The 15,494-nt window shown below is 60.3% G+C and carries 13 protein-coding genes; 10 read left to right on the top strand and 3 right to left on the bottom strand.

Annotated features, from left to right (window positions below):
* Positions 1-21 precede the first annotated feature (21 nt).
* Entirely contained in the window at positions 22-1,731 is a 1,710-nt protein-coding gene (locus CHN51_RS02005) for a class I adenylate-forming enzyme family protein (RefSeq protein ID WP_100092517.1), read from the top strand.
* Entirely contained in the window at positions 1,728-4,508 is a 2,781-nt protein-coding gene (locus CHN51_RS02000) for a [protein-PII] uridylyltransferase (RefSeq protein WP_100092516.1), read from the top strand. The genes CHN51_RS02005 and CHN51_RS02000 overlap by 4 nt, the downstream gene beginning before the upstream one ends.
* On the opposite strand, the gene CHN51_RS01995 is transcribed toward CHN51_RS02000, so the two are convergent.
* The gene (locus CHN51_RS01995; protein ID WP_100092515.1) at positions 4,505-5,026 is read right to left on the bottom strand and encodes a DUF177 domain-containing protein; all 522 of its coding nucleotides are present in this window, start codon (positions 5,024-5,026) and stop codon (positions 4,505-4,507) included. The genes CHN51_RS02000 and CHN51_RS01995 overlap by 4 nt on opposite strands.
* The gene (locus CHN51_RS01990) at positions 5,026-5,559 is read right to left on the bottom strand and encodes a ubiquinol-cytochrome C chaperone family protein (RefSeq protein WP_100092514.1); all 534 of its coding nucleotides are present in this window, start codon (positions 5,557-5,559) and stop codon (positions 5,026-5,028) included. Before CHN51_RS01990 ends, CHN51_RS01995 begins: the two co-directional genes overlap by 1 nt.
* A 147-nt stretch (positions 5,560-5,706) precedes the next feature.
* Between CHN51_RS01990 and bamE the strand changes: the two genes are divergently transcribed.
* Complete coding sequence (gene bamE, locus CHN51_RS01985) at positions 5,707-6,198, top strand: outer membrane protein assembly factor BamE (RefSeq protein WP_100092513.1); 492 nt, start codon at positions 5,707-5,709, stop codon at positions 6,196-6,198.
* 33 nt (positions 6,199-6,231) lie between these two features.
* Here the strand turns inward: bamE and CHN51_RS01980 are convergent, their stop codons facing one another.
* The gene (locus tag CHN51_RS01980) at positions 6,232-8,517 is read right to left on the bottom strand and encodes an NADP-dependent malic enzyme (RefSeq protein ID WP_206169936.1); all 2,286 of its coding nucleotides are present in this window, start codon (positions 8,515-8,517) and stop codon (positions 6,232-6,234) included.
* Positions 8,518-8,741: 224 nt separating this feature from the next.
* Here CHN51_RS01980 and mutS point away from each other — a divergent pair, with 224 nt between their 5' ends.
* The 7 genes from mutS to CHN51_RS01945 all read left to right on the top strand — a co-directional run bounded on the left by mutS (position 8,742) and on the right by CHN51_RS01945 (position 15,460).
* Positions 8,742-11,321, top strand: coding sequence for a DNA mismatch repair protein MutS (gene mutS, locus CHN51_RS01975; RefSeq protein WP_100095372.1), 2,580 nt, complete (start codon positions 8,742-8,744; stop codon positions 11,319-11,321).
* A gap of 4 nt (positions 11,322-11,325) precedes the next feature.
* Positions 11,326-11,883 carry a redoxin domain-containing protein gene (locus CHN51_RS01970; protein ID WP_100092512.1) on the top strand — a complete coding sequence of 186 codons (558 nt, stop codon included), beginning with the start codon at positions 11,326-11,328 and terminating at the stop codon, positions 11,881-11,883.
* 39 nt (positions 11,884-11,922) lie between these two features.
* Positions 11,923-12,840, top strand: coding sequence for an acetylglutamate kinase (gene argB, locus CHN51_RS01965; protein ID WP_100092511.1), 918 nt, complete (start codon positions 11,923-11,925; stop codon positions 12,838-12,840).
* A gap of 97 nt (positions 12,841-12,937) precedes the next feature.
* Positions 12,938-13,234, top strand: coding sequence for a YggT family protein (locus CHN51_RS01960; RefSeq protein ID WP_100095371.1), 297 nt, complete (start codon positions 12,938-12,940; stop codon positions 13,232-13,234).
* Positions 13,231-14,127: a bifunctional methylenetetrahydrofolate dehydrogenase/methenyltetrahydrofolate cyclohydrolase FolD gene (gene folD / locus CHN51_RS01955; protein ID WP_100092510.1), complete on the top strand. Its 897-nt coding sequence runs from the start codon at positions 13,231-13,233 to the stop codon at positions 14,125-14,127. The genes CHN51_RS01960 and folD overlap by 4 nt, the downstream gene beginning before the upstream one ends.
* Positions 14,127-14,846, top strand: a complete 720-nt coding sequence (locus CHN51_RS01950) for a hypothetical protein (RefSeq protein ID WP_100092509.1) — start codon at positions 14,127-14,129, stop codon at positions 14,844-14,846. The genes folD and CHN51_RS01950 overlap by 1 nt, the downstream gene beginning before the upstream one ends.
* On the top strand, positions 14,843-15,460 hold the full coding sequence (locus CHN51_RS01945) for a MarC family protein (RefSeq protein ID WP_100092508.1): 618 nt from the start codon (positions 14,843-14,845) through the stop codon (positions 15,458-15,460). Before CHN51_RS01950 ends, CHN51_RS01945 begins: the two co-directional genes overlap by 4 nt.
* Positions 15,461-15,494: the final 34 nt, after the last annotated feature.

Here is a 15,494-nt window from a genome sequence, read left to right as displayed (position 1 = left end):
GAACAACGGGAGACTTGAATAATGGCGACCTCTGAACTGGATCTGGTAATCGACAAAACGCTGGAAGCGCTGACCCAGCCTGGTCAGTTACTGGAACTGGACACGATCAACAAATACGGCGTCGATATGCCGATCTTCAAGAATGCGCCGCAGAATGTTTCGGATTATTTCGCCTATTTCTGCAACGAACATGCGGACAAGGAATTTCTGGTCGACGGTGATATTCGGCTAACCTTTGGCGAAACCTACAAGGCCGCGCGCGTTCTCGCCGGTGGACTGGTCGAGGGCTATGGCGTGCAGAAGGGCGACCGGATCGGTATCGCCGCGCGCAACTCGGCCAACTGGGTCGTTCTCGACATGGCCATCACCATGGCGGGCGGCGTCTCGACCAAGCTGAACGGCTGGTGGCAGGGTGATGAACTGGCCGACGGGATCGAGGATGTCGGCTGTTCCTATGTTTTTGCCGACTACCAGAGAGCGCAGCGTCTGGTGGACTCCAAGCGCGATCATGGCGCGGAGCTGCTGATTTTCGAACATGACAAGATGCCGCTGGAAGGGCTGAAAATCATGCTGGAAAAAGGTGGCGGCGCGGAAACACCGCTGCCGCAAATGGCGCCGGAAGACAATGCGACCATATTGTTCACCTCCGGATCGACCGGTCGCTCCAAGGGCGCTTATGCCGAGCATCGCTCGGTGGTGCAGGGCGCGATGAGTTTCGTGGGTACCGTGCTGGTGCTGGTTCATATCATGGAGAAACAGGGCAAAATGCCCGAGGGACAGCCGACCGCGATGGTCTGTGTGCCCTTGTTCCACGTTACCGCTTCCGTGCCATTGGTGCTCGTCAGCTATGCAATTGGCCGCAAACTGGTGTTCCTCAACAAATGGGATGCCGAAGAAGCCATGCGTCTGATCGAAAAAGAGCGGGTCACCTATTTTGTTGGCGTCCCGCTGATGAGCATGGAAATCTATTCGCATCCCCATTTCGACAAATATGACCTGAGCAGCTGTGTGACCATGGCCGCCGGTGGCGCGCCGCGTCCGGTGGAACATGTCAAACGGATCAAGGAGAAGATGGGCGATGGCTATCCGGTGATCGGCTATGGCCTGACTGAAACCAATGGTGTCGGCTGTTCCAACCAGAATGAAAATTATCTCGCCAAGCCCGACAGCACCGGCCGCGCGACGCCGCCGATTGTTGATGTCGCTATCCTCGACGATGACGGCAACAAGATGCCGCAGGGCGAGCGCGGCGAAGTGTGCATCCGGACCGCTGCCAATTTCACCGGCTACTGGAACAATGAAGAGGCAACCAAGGACGCGTTCACCGATGATGGCTATTTCCGCACCGGCGATATCGGCTATCTCGATCCCGAGGGCTATCTGTTCATTGTCGATCGCAAGAAGGAAATCATCATCCGCGGCGGCGAGAATATCAGCTGTCAGGAAGTCGAAGCGGCGGTCTATGCCAACCCGGCTGTTGCCGAAGCCTGCATTTTCGGTGTTCCGGACGAGCGGTTCGGCGAAGTGCCGGCTCTGGTCTACCATACCAAGGACGGCCACAGCCTGACCGACGAGGAACTGATGGAATTTCTCAAGCATCAGCTCGCGCCCTTCAAGCTGCCGGTCCATATCTGGCAATATGAAGAGCCCTTGCCGAAACTGGGCACCGCGAAAATCGCGAAAATCGTGCTGGCGAAAAAACATCGCGACGAACTGGCCGGCACCGGATGAACGCTCGCGCCGATATCCCGACCGCACCGGCTGACCCGGGTACACGGATCGCCCGGCAGCGGGATATTATCAACCGCCGGGTGCTGACCGAGAAAATCGACAGCCTGATCAGCGAGCATCGCATGCCTGCCGCGCGGGCACATATCCTGCCGCTGCTGCAAGCCGCGCTCGATGATGGCCGGGCGGAAATCAGCGCACGCCTGTTGAAACGCCCTTCGGCGGGACACGAAATGGCGGCGGCGCAGTCGTTTCTGGTCGACCAGCTGGTCCGCCTGATCCACGATATCGCGGTCTATCACCAATATCCGGTAAGCAATCCGTCGTCGGGCGAGCGCATCGCGGTGATGGCTGTGGGTGGTTATGGCCGCGGTGAAATGGCGCCGCATAGCGATGTCGACATTGCTTTCCTGACCCCGCACAAGACCAACAGCTGGACCGAGCAGGCGGTGGAAGCCATGCTCTACTGGCTATGGGATCTCGGCTTCAAGGTCGGGCAGAGCAGCCGTTCGATCGACGAAATGGTGCGCATGGCCAAGGAGGATCTGTCGATCCGGACCGCCTTGCTGGAAGGCCGTTATATCTGGGGCGACACCGGCGTCTACGAAGAAGCCAAGCAGCGTTTTTTCAGCGATGTCGTGGCCGGTACCGACAGCGTGTTCGTGGCCGAGAAGCTCGCCGAGCGCGATGCCCGGCACGTGAAGATGGGGGACAGCCGCTATGTTGTCGAACCCAATGTCAAGGAAGGCAAGGGGGGACTGCGCGATCTGCAGACGCTCTACTGGATCGGCAAATATATCCACCGCGTGACGTCCGCGGAACAGCTGGTCGATGTCGGACTGCTCACCGCCGACGAATTCAAGCGCTTTCGCAAGGCCGCCAATTTCCTCTGGGCGGTACGCTGCCACATGCATGATATTACGGGCCGGGCGGAAGACCGGCTGACCTTCGATCTGCAACCCGAAGTGGCGCGGCGGATGCGCTTTGCCGACCGGCCCGGCAAGTCGTCGGTCGAACGGTTCATGCAATATTATTTCCTGAACGCGAAGGTCGTCGGCAATCTGACGGGCGTATTTCTCGCGCATCTCGATGAAACCCATAATGCCGGAGTGCGCCGCTTCCTGCCGTCGCTGACCCGCAAGCCGAAGAAGCTCAAGGGGTTCGTGCTGGATCGCGGACGGCTGGCCCTGCCGCACGACGAATTTTTCGAAGAAGACCCGGTACGGCTGCTGGAAATCTTCTGGCTCGCCGACAAGCACGAGCTGGAGGTCCACCCCATGGCGATGCGTGCGGCGCGCCGCGATGCCAAGTTGATCGACAACAAGATTCGCAAGGACGCGCGAGCAAACAAACTGTTTCTCGATGTGCTCTGTTCTCCGCGCGACCCCGAACTGGTCTTGCGCTGGATGAACGAGGCAGCGATATTTGGCCGCTTCATTCCGGATTTCGGCCGTGTCGTGGCGCAGATGCAGTTCGATATGTATCATCATTATACGGTCGACGAGCACACTATCCGGGCAATCGGCCTGCTCGCTAAGATCGGGCGGGGTGACCTGGCGGCCGATCATCCCAACAGCACCGCAACGATGAAAAAATTGCAGAACCGGCGCGTGATCTTTGTCGCCACCCTGCTGCACGACATTGCCAAGGGGCGCGGTGGCGACCACAGCGTCCTTGGCGCGGAAGTGGCGATGAAGCTCTGTCCGCGGCTCGGCCTGCGGCCGCATGAAACCGAATTGGTGGCGTGGCTGGTCCGCAACCATCTGCTGATGTCAGCAGTGGCCTTCAAGCGGGATCTGTCGGATTTCAAGACCATCCAGGATTTTGCCAGCCAGGTGAAAAGCGTCGAGCGCCTCCGCCAGCTTCTGGTCCTGACCGTCGTCGATATTCGCGCGGTCGGGCCCGGCGTCTGGAACAGCTGGAAGCGGCAGTTGCTCACCGATCTGTTCGAAGCCGCGCAGGAAATGTTGCTGCTCGGCCACAAGCAACGCGGCCGCAAGGAACGGATCGAGGAGAAAAAGGCGGTTCTGTCGGAGGCGCTGGAATTGCCGGAAGCCGAATTCAAGAAACTGGCAAAGCGCTTTACCGATGCGTACTGGATCGCCGAGCCGGATGATATCATTGCCCAGAATGCCCAGCTGGTCCTCGATGCCGGGGATACGGATCTCGCAATTTTCGCCGATGTATATCCCGAACGCGGTGCGACGTTGATTACCGTCTACGCGGCGGACCATCCGGGACTATTTTACCGGATTGCCGGGGGTATTCATGTTTCGGGCGGTAACATCATCGACGCGCGCATCCATACCACCCGTGACGGCATGGCGCTGGACAATTTTCTGGTTCAGGATCCGCACGGAAAGCCCTTCTCCGAGGAGGTCCAGCTGCTGCGGATCAAGCAGGCGGTCGAAGATGCGCTGGCCAACCGGACCAAACTTTCCACCAAGCTTGACGCCCGGCCACTGGCACATTCGCGGGCCGGTGCGTTTGCCATTACGCCCTTTGCTCTGGTCGACAATGACGCATCCAACCGGTTCACCGTGATCGAGGTCAACGCACAGGACCGTCCGGCCCTGCTCAACGAACTTGCCTACGCGCTGTTTGAGTCGAAAGTGACGGTACACAGCGCGCATATCGCGACTTATGGCGAGCGTGCGGTGGATACTTTCTATATCACCGACCTGCTCGGCAGCAAGATCACCAGCAAGCAGCGACTGAACGGATTGCAGAAACGCCTAACCAACGCGGCGGCCCGCAAGGACGAAAAGGAAGCCGCTTAGGGCAGCTTGTCCTTCAGCGCTGCCAGCGCGCCAAAGGGCCCGGCTTCTTCTTCCGATTTGAGCACTTCCTGTGCCACCGCATCGGCATTGGGACCGCGTGGAAAGGGATCAAGCGCCAGATAGAGCGTCTGGGCGATGGCTTCGCCAAGATCCAGCTGGCCGTTTTCATATTCGATGATGTCGCAATCTTCTTCGGTCAGTTCGATCTCCTCGTCCGCCCCCTCGATTTCCAGCTGCGGGACAAAGGCAATATCGAAATCCTCGCGGAGCCGAACCTGAAAGCTTTCCCCCGTGATCGAGCATCGTTGTTGCAGATCGGATTCGATCCGTCCGGTAAACCCGATGCGATTTTCGCCGGGTATCAAACTGTAGCGGGCATCCAGCGTGGAAATTTTCGGCAGGTCAAATCTTTCTGCCAGCTTTGCACGCTCTTCCTCGTTTGCGGACAGTTCGCCCGTGCGCGGGGCGGCTCCGATTTCCGACAATCTGACGATATGGGAAAATTCCGGCTTGTCCATTACGCAGCCGCTTCGCTGGCCGGCAAGTGGCCGGCGACAATGGCATCGCTGCTGCAATCGCCCAGCGCGGCATGATAAGCCGCCAAGCGGCTGGCGAGCAAATCGAGCGCCGCGTCATCCGGCTTCGCGCCGCGAAAAATATTGCGCACGATGGCGTCTTTCAGCTCCGCGCCTTTTTCCAGGGCATCGCGATAAGCACCAACCCGGCCGCCAAGAGCGCCCATCATCCGGCCGACATGCTTGCCGACCACCATGTCGCCGATGCCGATCTGCCGCAATTGTCCTTCCATGTCGCTGATGAAAATCTCGGTTAGCCAGGCGATATCCTGCCCCCGTTCCTCGTCTTTCTCCAGCCGGATCAACACCAGCGAGAATATCGCCGCAATCATGTCGAACCGCCCGTCGATCGTATCGGGTACCTGTGCCTCTTCATACCAGGCCAGTTGTCGTCCCTCGCCAACAATTGCGTTGTATAATGGCTGCATCCCGGCATTGGGATTGTCTCGGGAAAATATCTTGCTGAAAAAGGACATTGCTGGTTCCGCTGGTTGGATCGCATGTTTATGAACGATCGGGCCGGTTGTTAAGTCTGGATACAGGGCATATTGATATTTATCGCCCGAGATGCAATGGGCGATGACGAGTCAGGCTCCGATACGGTGCTGGGCGGATAGTGGAGAATGAGTGCAATGGTCGGCAATATCAAGAAATACAGTCTGTGGCTCGGCCTGGTGGCCGGCACGATGACGGTCGCCGGGTGCACGCAGGTGCGCGGGCATCAGGGATATATTGCCGATCAGATGCTGATGTCTACGATCCAGGCCGGCGTTGACAACCGGCAGTCGGTCGAGGCTTCGCTAGGGCGTCCGACCTTCACCGGCCAGTTTGACGACAATACCTGGTATTATCTGTCCCGCGATACCCGCCAATATGGCTTTAACAATCCGCGGCCCCGCGAACAGCAGGTGATGCGCGTGATTTTCGATGCCGATGGCAATGTAACCGCGGTCGATCGCACCGGCCTGGAACTGGTCGCGAGCATCAGCCCGGATGGTGACAAGACGCCGACCCTGGGGCGCGAGCGTTCCTTCTTCGAGGAACTGTTCGGCAATATCGGCGCAGTTGGCGCGCCCGGCGCGCAAGGCGCGAGCAACGATCCTACGATGCCCTGACCACTCCGCTGGTGAAGGCCCCGGCAGTCGCCGCTATTTGGCGATGCCGCTGGCGGCCAGCACCGCGAGTGTGACCAGTTCCGACGCCGTGGATGCCATGGTGGCGATCTGGACCGATTTTTCGAGACCGACCAGCATCGGACCGATGACCGAATCGCCACCCAGTTCGCGCAGCAATTTTGCCGAAAGATTGGCCGATTGCAGTCCTGGCATGACCAGCACATTGGCGGGTTGTGACAGGCGGCTAAATGGGTAATTGCCCATCAGCTTCGGGTTGAGGGCGACATCCGGCGCCATTTCGCCTTCATATTCGAAGGTGACGCGCCGCTGATCGAGCAGCGCCACGGCTTCGCGCAGATTCTCCAGCCAGCGTCCCTCGGGATTGCCGAAAGTCGAATAGCTGAGGAAGGCAACGCGCGGTTCGTGGCCCATTTGCCGGGCGACCGCAGCGGTCTGTTCGGCGATATCCGCCAGTTCATGAGCCGACGGCCGTTCATTGACCGTCGTGTCGGCCATGAAAACCGTGTGATGCTGGCCGACCATGACATGGATGCCAAGGGCGGTGCGGCCCTTCTCGACGTCGATTACCTTGGCGACATCGCGGAAGGTCTGCGAATAAGGGCGGGTCACACCGGTGATCATGGCATCGCCCTGATCCATGGCGAGCAGCGCGGAGCCGAAAATATTCCGGTCCTGGTTGACCATGCGCTTGATATCGCGTTCCATGAATCCGCGCCGGTGGAGACGTTCATACAGCATGTTCACCATGTCGGGAACCAGCGGACTGTTGCGGCTGTTATGGACCTCAAAACTGTCCGGATCGCTGACGCCCAGTTCGATAAGCTGCTGGCGAACACGATCATCGCGGCCGACAAGAACCGGCGTGCCATAACCGCCATCGCGGAACTGGATCGCGGCCCGCAATACAACGGCTTCTTCGGCTTCGGCGAATATGACGCGTTTCGGCGACAGGCGGCAGGCTTCGTAAGCCTGGGTAAGAACCGATGTGGTCGGATTGAGCCGCGCCTTCAGGCTCTGCCGGTAGGCGTCGAGGTCCTCGATCGGTTTCTGGGCCACACCGCTATCCATGGCCGCTTTGGCCACGGCGGCGGACACCACGTCCATCAGGCGCGGGTCAAAAGGTGCCGGAATGATATATTCGACGCCAAAGCTCGGTGCTTTTCCGCCATAAGCGGCCGCCACTTCTTCCGGAACCTGCTCGCGCGCCAGCTCGGCAATCGCATGCGCTGCCGCCACTTTCATTTCCTCGTTGATCCGGGTCGCGCGGACATCCAGCGCCCCACGGAAGATGAAGGGGAAGCCGATGACATTATTGACCTGGTTGGGATAGTCGGAACGCCCGGTGGCGATAATCGCGTCGGGACGCGCGGCCTTGGCATCGGGCGGGGTGATTTCCGGATCGGGATTGGCCATGGCGAAGATGATTGGCTGCGGCGCCATATCCTTGACCATTTCCGGCTTCAGGGCTCCGGCTGCGGACAGGCCGAGGAAAACGTCGGCACCGGACAGCGCGTCGGTCAGCGTCCGGTCATCGGTATCGATCGCATGGGCGGATTTCCACTGGTCGACATCGTCGCGACCGCGATAGATCACCCCGGTCCTGTCACACATGGTCAGATTGTCATGCGGTACGCCAAGGCTCTTGATCAGCGATGCACAGGCGATGGCAGCGGCACCCGCGCCATTGACGACAACCTTGATATCCTCGATTTTGCGATCGGTCAGCAGGCAGGCGTTGATGAGCCCGGCGGCGGCGATGATCGCGGTGCCGTGCTGGTCATCGTGGAACACCGGAATATTCATCCGGTCGCGCAAAGTCTGCTCGATGATGAAACAGTCGGGAGCGGCGATATCTTCCAGATTGATGCCGCCAAAGCTGGGTTCCATGAGCTGGACGGCATTGATAAATGCGTCTGCGTCCTCGGTGTCGAGCTCCAGATCGATCGAATCGACATCGGCGAAGCGCTTGAACAGGACGGCCTTGCCTTCCATCACGGGCTTGGCAGCCAGCGCGCCGAGATTGCCGAGGCCAAGAATTGCGGTGCCGTTGGAGATGACTGCGACCAGATTGCCCTTGGCGGTATAATCGTAGGCCTTTGAGGGGTCTTCGGCGATGGCACGGACCGGAACGGCAACACCGGGCGAATAGGCGAGGCTGAGATCGCGCTGGGTCGCCATCGGCTTGGAGGCAATAATCTCGATTTTCCCTGGGCGACCGTGGGAGTGAAACAGCAGAGCTTCCCGTTCGGAAAATTCTAGATCATTATCGTTCTGGTCGGCCAAATTTTGTCTCCGCATAGCTGTGGTCGGCGCGATTGTGCCGATCGAACGTTCAGGTTCCGCTCGGGACCTACTCTTTTTGTCCCTGAGCCGCAATATCAAGTAAAAATCAATAGGATGCGATCGCTACTCTTTTATGTCCAGCCGCAGTCCGCTATCGCAGGCCCATGGCAATCCAGACTCGGGACAAAGCAGAAAATAAGGCAAAAGACGGCGCGCCGAAAGGGGCCAAGGTCACGCCGATGATGGAGCAATATTTCGGTCTGAAGGAAAAGGCCGGCGATTGTCTGCTTTTCTACCGGATGGGCGACTTTTTCGAGCTGTTTTACGAGGATGCAAAGCTGGCTGCGGCAGCGCTGGATATCGCGCTGACCTCGCGCGGTAAAAATGCCGGGGATTCCATTCCCATGTGCGGCGTACCCGTACATTCGGCGGAAGGCTATCTGGCGAAGCTGATCCGGTCCGGGTTCAAGGTGGCGATCGCCGAACAGACAGAAACCCCGGCCGAGGCCAAAGCGCGCGGCGGCTACAAGGCCTTGGTGGCGCGGGACATCATCCGCTATGTGACCGCAGGCACCCTGACCGAAGACAATCTGCTCGATGCGCGCAGCGACAATATGCTGGTGGCGCTGGCCGAGGTGCAGGGCGAGATCGGACTCGCCGCGGCAGATATTTCGACCGGCAATTTCGAACTGGCGACGATTTCTGACGATGCGCTCGATGCCGAACTGGCGCGGATCGCGCCATCGGAAATCATCTGTCCTCCATCATTACTGCCGCGGCTGCACAAGGCAACCGGCTGGGCCAAAGACAATTTTGACAGCGGCCGGGCGGAAAAACGGCTGCGCGAGCATTTCGGTGTGGCGACGCTGGACGGAATGGGCGAGTTTTCGCGGGCCGAACTGGCCACCGCCGGCGGTCTGGTCGCCTATGTCAACCATGTGTCGCAAGGCCATGCCCCCTATCTGCATCCACCGAAACGGCGCGAAACGCGGGAGTTTCTCTCGATCGATGGACCAACCCGGGCGAGTCTGGAGATTGACCGGACGCTGGCCGGCGGACGCGAGGGCAGTCTGCTCCACGCGATTGACCGGACGGTTACCCCCGCCGGGGCCCGCTTGCTGGCGCGCGATCTGTCCGCGCCCCTTTTTGCCGAACAGCCGATCAACCGGAGGCTTGGGCTGGTGCAATGGTTCCACGACGGGTCGGCGATCCGCGACGATGTCCGCACCGAGTTGAAGGCGCTGCCCGATATCGGTCGGGCGCTTGGCCGCGTGTCGGCCGGCCGGGGCAGTCCGCGCGATCTCGGGCAGATTCGCGATGGCCTGGCCGGCGCGCGGGTGCTGCGCGAGCGGCTGGCGCTGGTGGCGGGCCTGCCGGAATTGCTCGACAATATCCTGCCCGCGCTCGACGGCCATGGCGCATTGGTCGACCTGCTGGAGCAAGCGCTGGTCGAGACGCCGCCGACCGAAATGGCCAATGGCGGCTATATTGCGACGGGGTTCGATCCCGCGCTGGATGAGTTGCGCAGCGCCGGTTCCGACGGTCGCCAGGCGATTGCCACGCTCGAAGCACGCTATCGCGAGGCGACGGGCATCAACACACTGAAGATCAAGCATAATGCCGTGCTCGGCTATTTTATCGAGGTGCCCGCCCGCCATGGCGACAGCTTGATGGCCGAAAATTCCGGTTTCACCCATCGCCAGACGCTCGCCGGGGTGGTGCGCTTCAATTCGACCGATCTGCACGAAGAGGCGGTGCGCGTGTCGCAGGCCGGAGCCCATGCGCTGGCCGCCGAGGCCGCGCATTTCGAGGAACTGGTCGACAAGGTGCTGGCCCGCAAGCAGGAAATTGGCGAAAGCGCCGACGCGCTGGCCCGGATCGATGTCTCCGCCGCGCTCGCCGAACGCGCCGCCGAGGGGCAGTGGTGCCGCCCCGAATTTGTCGATGGCAATATGCTCGATATTCAGGCTGGCCGCCATCCGGTGGTGGAAGCGGCGCTGTTGGCCAAGGGCGAGGCCTTTGTCGCCAATGATTGTGCGCTTGCCAATGACGAGCGTCTGTGGCTGGTTTCCGGTCCCAATATGGGCGGTAAATCAACCTTCCTGCGGCAAAATGCGCTGATCGTGATTCTTGCTCAAGCTGGCGGTTTCGTTCCGGCAGCGTCCGCGAAGCTCAGCCTTGTCGACCGGCTGTTCAGCCGCGTCGGGGCTTCGGACAATCTGGCGCAGGGCCGCTCGACCTTCATGGTCGAAATGGTCGAAACCGCCGCAATCCTGTCGCAGGCGACCGAGAAAAGCTTCGTCATCCTCGACGAGGTGGGCAGGGGCACCTCGACCTATGACGGGCTGGCGCTGGCTTGGGCTGTGGTCGAGGCGGTGCACGAAACCAATCGCTGCCGCTGCCTGTTTGCCACCCATTATCATGAACTGACCCGGCTGGCCGACCGGCTCGATGCGCTGTCGCTGCACCATGTGCGCGCGCGTGAGTGGAAAGGCGATCTGGTGCTGCTGCACGAGCTGGCGAAAGGCCCGGCGGATCGCAGCTATGGCTTGGCGGTGGCGAAGCTCGCGGGCATCCCCAAACCGGTGCTCAACCGCGCCAAGGCGGTGCTCGACAAGCTGGAGGCCGGCAAGGCAGAAACCGGTGGACTGGCCGCAGGTCTTGGCGATTTGCCGCTTTTCGCCGCGAGCCTCGCGGAAGCAGAAGAAAAATCCGACGGTTTGCGGGAGGCGCTGGGTGCGATAGATGTAGACGCGCTGTCCCCGCGCGAGGCGCTCGACCAGCTTTACGCCCTGAAGGCGCAGCTCGAACAGGAATGATGAAATGAAAAAGTGGATCGTGATCTTGTTGGCCGTGGCGATTATCGGCGGCGGAGCCTTCGTCTACAGCACGCGCAGCGCCAATGCCGAGCCGCTTGAGATCGGTGCTACTGCGCCGGATTTCACCACCAGTGGTGCGCTGGCCGGCGAGGAATTCCAATTTTCGCTGTCCGAAAAGCTGAAAGACGGTCCGGTGGTGCTTTATTTCTTTCCCAAGGTCTTTACCGAGGGCTGCACGATCGAAGCCAATATGTTCGCCGAAGCCACAGCCGAATTCAACGCTGCGGGGGCTACCGTGATCGGGATGTCCGGCGATGACATCGAAGGATTGAAGAAATTCTCCGTCTCCGAATGCCGCAACAAGTTTGCGGTTGCCCGCGCCGATGACCAGATCATCAACGGCTATCAGGTCCGCATGGCACCGGGCCTCGCGATGACCAACCGGACCAGCTATGTCATCGACCGGCAGGGCAAAATCGTCTTTGTCCACAGCGCGACAAAGCCGCACGGCCATGTTGCGGGCACGCTGGAAATAGTGAAAGCATTGGCCAAAGCCGATTAAATACTTGCATTTGCCGCAAGCCTGGATTGAAAGACGCCCATGACCGATCACGCACCCGATCCCGCCATGCTCGCCAAAGCGGAAACGCTCACCGATGCTTTGCCTTATCTGCAGCGCTATGCCGGCAAGACCTTTGTCGTAAAATATGGCGGCCATGCGATGGGCGACGCCACGCTCGCCCGAAATTTTGCCCAGGATATAGTGCTGCTCAAAGCGGTCGGGATCAATCCGGTGGTTGTGCATGGCGGCGGCCCGCAGATTGGTGCGATGCTGGCACGGGTCGGCGTCGAGAGCGAATTTGTCGATGGCCTGAGGGTCACCACGAAAGAAACCGCGGAAATCGCGGAGATGGTGCTCTCCGGCGCGATCAACAAGGAACTGGTCAGCTGGATCGGACAGGCTGGCGGCAGCGCCATCGGTATTTCCGGCAAGGACGGCGGTTTCGTCAAGGCAACGAAACTGCGGCGCACCAATCGCGACCCGGACAGCAATATCGAACGGATTATCGATCTCGGCTATGTCGGCGAGCCCAAGAGAGTGGATCGCAGCGTCGTCGACCGGATTTCCGCTGCCGGGATGATCCCGGTCATCGCGCCAATCGGCGTGGGTGACGATGGCGCAACCTATAATATCAACGCCGACACGATGGCCGGAGCCGTGGCCTCGGCTCTGCGCGCCGCGCGGCTGTTCCTGCTGACCGATGTTCCCGGCGTGCTCGACAAGCAGGGCGAATTGCTGACCGATCTCGACCCGACCAAGATCCAGACTCTGGTGGATGAAGGCACCATCACCGGCGGCATGATTCCAAAGCTCGAGACCTGTGTGAAAGCGGTTCAGGAAGGCGTCGATGCGGCGGTTATCCTGGATGGCCGGATTCCGCACGCGATGCTGCTGGAAATCTTCACCAGCAAGGGCGCGGGTACACTGGTGCGGGATGATTTCGATACGGTTGATTAAACCGCTCGCTGTCCTATATATGTGATACAGCAATTTTCTGGCGGAATCCGTGACAAATCACTGGCCGCTCTACCAGATTATCGATAAAGGGGCCGCCATGGCATTCGCAATTCTTCAAATCATCTCCATCCTGCTCAACGTGGCGATAACCGTCATCATCGTGCAGGCGATCATGAGCTGGCTGCTCGCGTTCAATGTGATCAATCTGCAAAATGATATCGCCCGGGCGATCTGGACCACGCTCGATGCGCTGACTGCGCCGATCTACCGGCCGATCCGGCGGATCATGCCGGACTTCGGAGCCATTGATCTGACCCCGATGGTTGTGATCATCGGTATCATCATATTGCAGGATGCAATCCTGCCCCCGATAGCCCAGGCTCTGCTCGGTTGACCGCAGCGCAGATCATTGACGGCAAGGCCTTCGCCGCCGGCCTGCGTGAACGGATCAGGGAGGCCGTACCTGCCTTTGTGAAACAGGCAGGGCGCGCACCGGGACTGGCCGTGGTGCTGGTCGGCGAGGACCCCGCCAGCCAGGTCTATGTTGCCTCCAAGCACAAGGCGACCATCGCCGCCGGCATGGAAAGTTTCGAACACCGGCTGCCCGCCGATGTCGCGCAGGAAGACCTGATCGCGCTGGTCGAGCAGTTGAATGCCGACGAGACGGTTGACGGCATATTGGTACAATTGCCGCTGCCCGAAGGTCTCGATGAAAAAGCCGTGGTCATGGCGATCGATCCGGACAAGGATGTCGACGGCCTGCACGTGATCAACGCCGGCCGGCTGGCCAATGGCGAAGAAGCGCTGATCCCGTGCACACCGCTTGGCAGTCTCATGCTGCTGAAAGATACATTGGGCGACCTCACCGGGCTGGACGCCGTGGTCGTGGGCCGCTCGATCCTGGTGGGCAAGCCGATGGCGCAATTGCTGCTCGCTGAAAATTGCACCGTAACCATGGCGCATAGCCGGACCCGGGACCTTCCCGACGTCGTCCGCCGCGCCGATATTGTTGTCGCTGCCGTTGGTCGCGCCGAAATGGTCAAGGGTGACTGGCTGAAAGACGGGGCCGTCGTGATCGACGTCGGTATCAACCGGCTCGACCCCGAACCGGGCAAGGAAAAAGGCCGTCTGGTCGGCGATGTCGCCACCGCCGAAGCCATGGATCATGTCCGGGCCATTACCCCGGTACCGGGAGGGGTTGGCCCGATGACCATTGCAGTGCTATTGCGCAACACACTGGTCGCTGCATCCGCGCGCGCCGGACTGGAGAAACCGGAGGGTCTGTAATGCGCCTGTTTGCCGCTATCGGAATCGCACTGATGCTTTCGAGCTGTGCCAGCGGCGGCGGGCGTCTCAACGACCGGGAACGCTATAACCGGGTCATTGGAAAGCCGGTCGCCAATCCCAGCGCCATCGTCAAGGCGGAGCTGTCCTTTGCCAGGCTGGCGCAGGAAAAGGGCCAGTGGACGGCATTTCGCGACACCGCCGCCGACGAGGCGATCATGTTCACCCCCGATCTGGTCAATGCGCAGCAATGGCTGAAGGGCAAGGCTGATCCGGCGCAAGCCGTCACCTGGCAGCCGCATAAAATCTACATGTCCTGCGACGGCAGCATCGGTGTATCCACCGGCGCCTGGCAAAGCGCGAGCGGAGCCACCGGCCATTTTACCACCATCTGGCATCAGGAAAATTTCGGCAATCGCAAGCCGAGCAAGGATGTGGAGTGGAAATGGATATTCGATGATGGCGTACCGCTGGCCGCGCCGCTGACGGAGCCCGACTATGTCGAAACCGAGGTCGCCTCGTGCAAAGCGGGGACTGCCGCAGCCTTTCCGCCTGCAGGGCCATCAGACAGGGGCAGGAGCGGGGCATCCGCCGATGGCAGCCTGATCTGGAACGCGTCGTCTGTTGATGGCGGCGGGCGCATCGTTTTTGTCGACCTTGCTGAGGATGACGGCAGCTTCAAGCGCGTGCATGAATATAAGGTCGACGCACCGGCATCATGATCGAACTCTTCATCTCCGCCTTCATCACTTTTTTTGTGGTGATCGATCCGCCCGGCTGCGCACCGATCTACGCCAGCCTGACCAGCAGCGCGCCACCGCGCGACCGCCGTGTCATGGCCATCCGCGCCATATTCGTTGCCGCGATCATATTGTTGGTTTTCGCCCTGTTCGGCGAGCAGATGCTGAGCGCGCTCGGCATCAGTCTCGACAGTTTCCGTATCGCCGGCGGCATCATGCTGTTCCTGATCGCGCTGGAAATGGTGTTCGAGAAACGCACCGAACGGCGCGAGGACCGGGCGCAGGAGATTATCGAACAGCCCGAGATCGAGGATGTCTCGATCTTCCCCATGGCCATGCCAATGATCGCCGGACCGGGATCAATTGCCGCAGTGATGCTGCTGACATCCCAGCACGACGGCATCGACAATGCGCTGGTCATTCTTGGCGCCCTCGGCTCGGTGCTGCTGCTGACGCTTTTCGGACTGATCGCGGCCGGACCATTGATGCGGATATTGGGCAACAAGGTCGAGGCGGTGATCACCCGGGTACTTGGTGTGCTGCTCGGCGCGCTCGCCGTGCAATTTGTGGTCGACGGGTTGAACGCCAGTTTCTGACGGTTGTTTCACGCATCCCGTGGCTAGCCGTTCA

It is taken from the genome of Sphingorhabdus sp. YGSMI21 (genome assembly GCF_002776575.1).
GTDB lineage: Bacteria > Pseudomonadota > Alphaproteobacteria > Sphingomonadales > Sphingomonadaceae > Parasphingorhabdus.
Note: the sequence above shows the minus strand (reverse complement) of the source record. Positions and strands in the feature narration are given on the sequence as shown.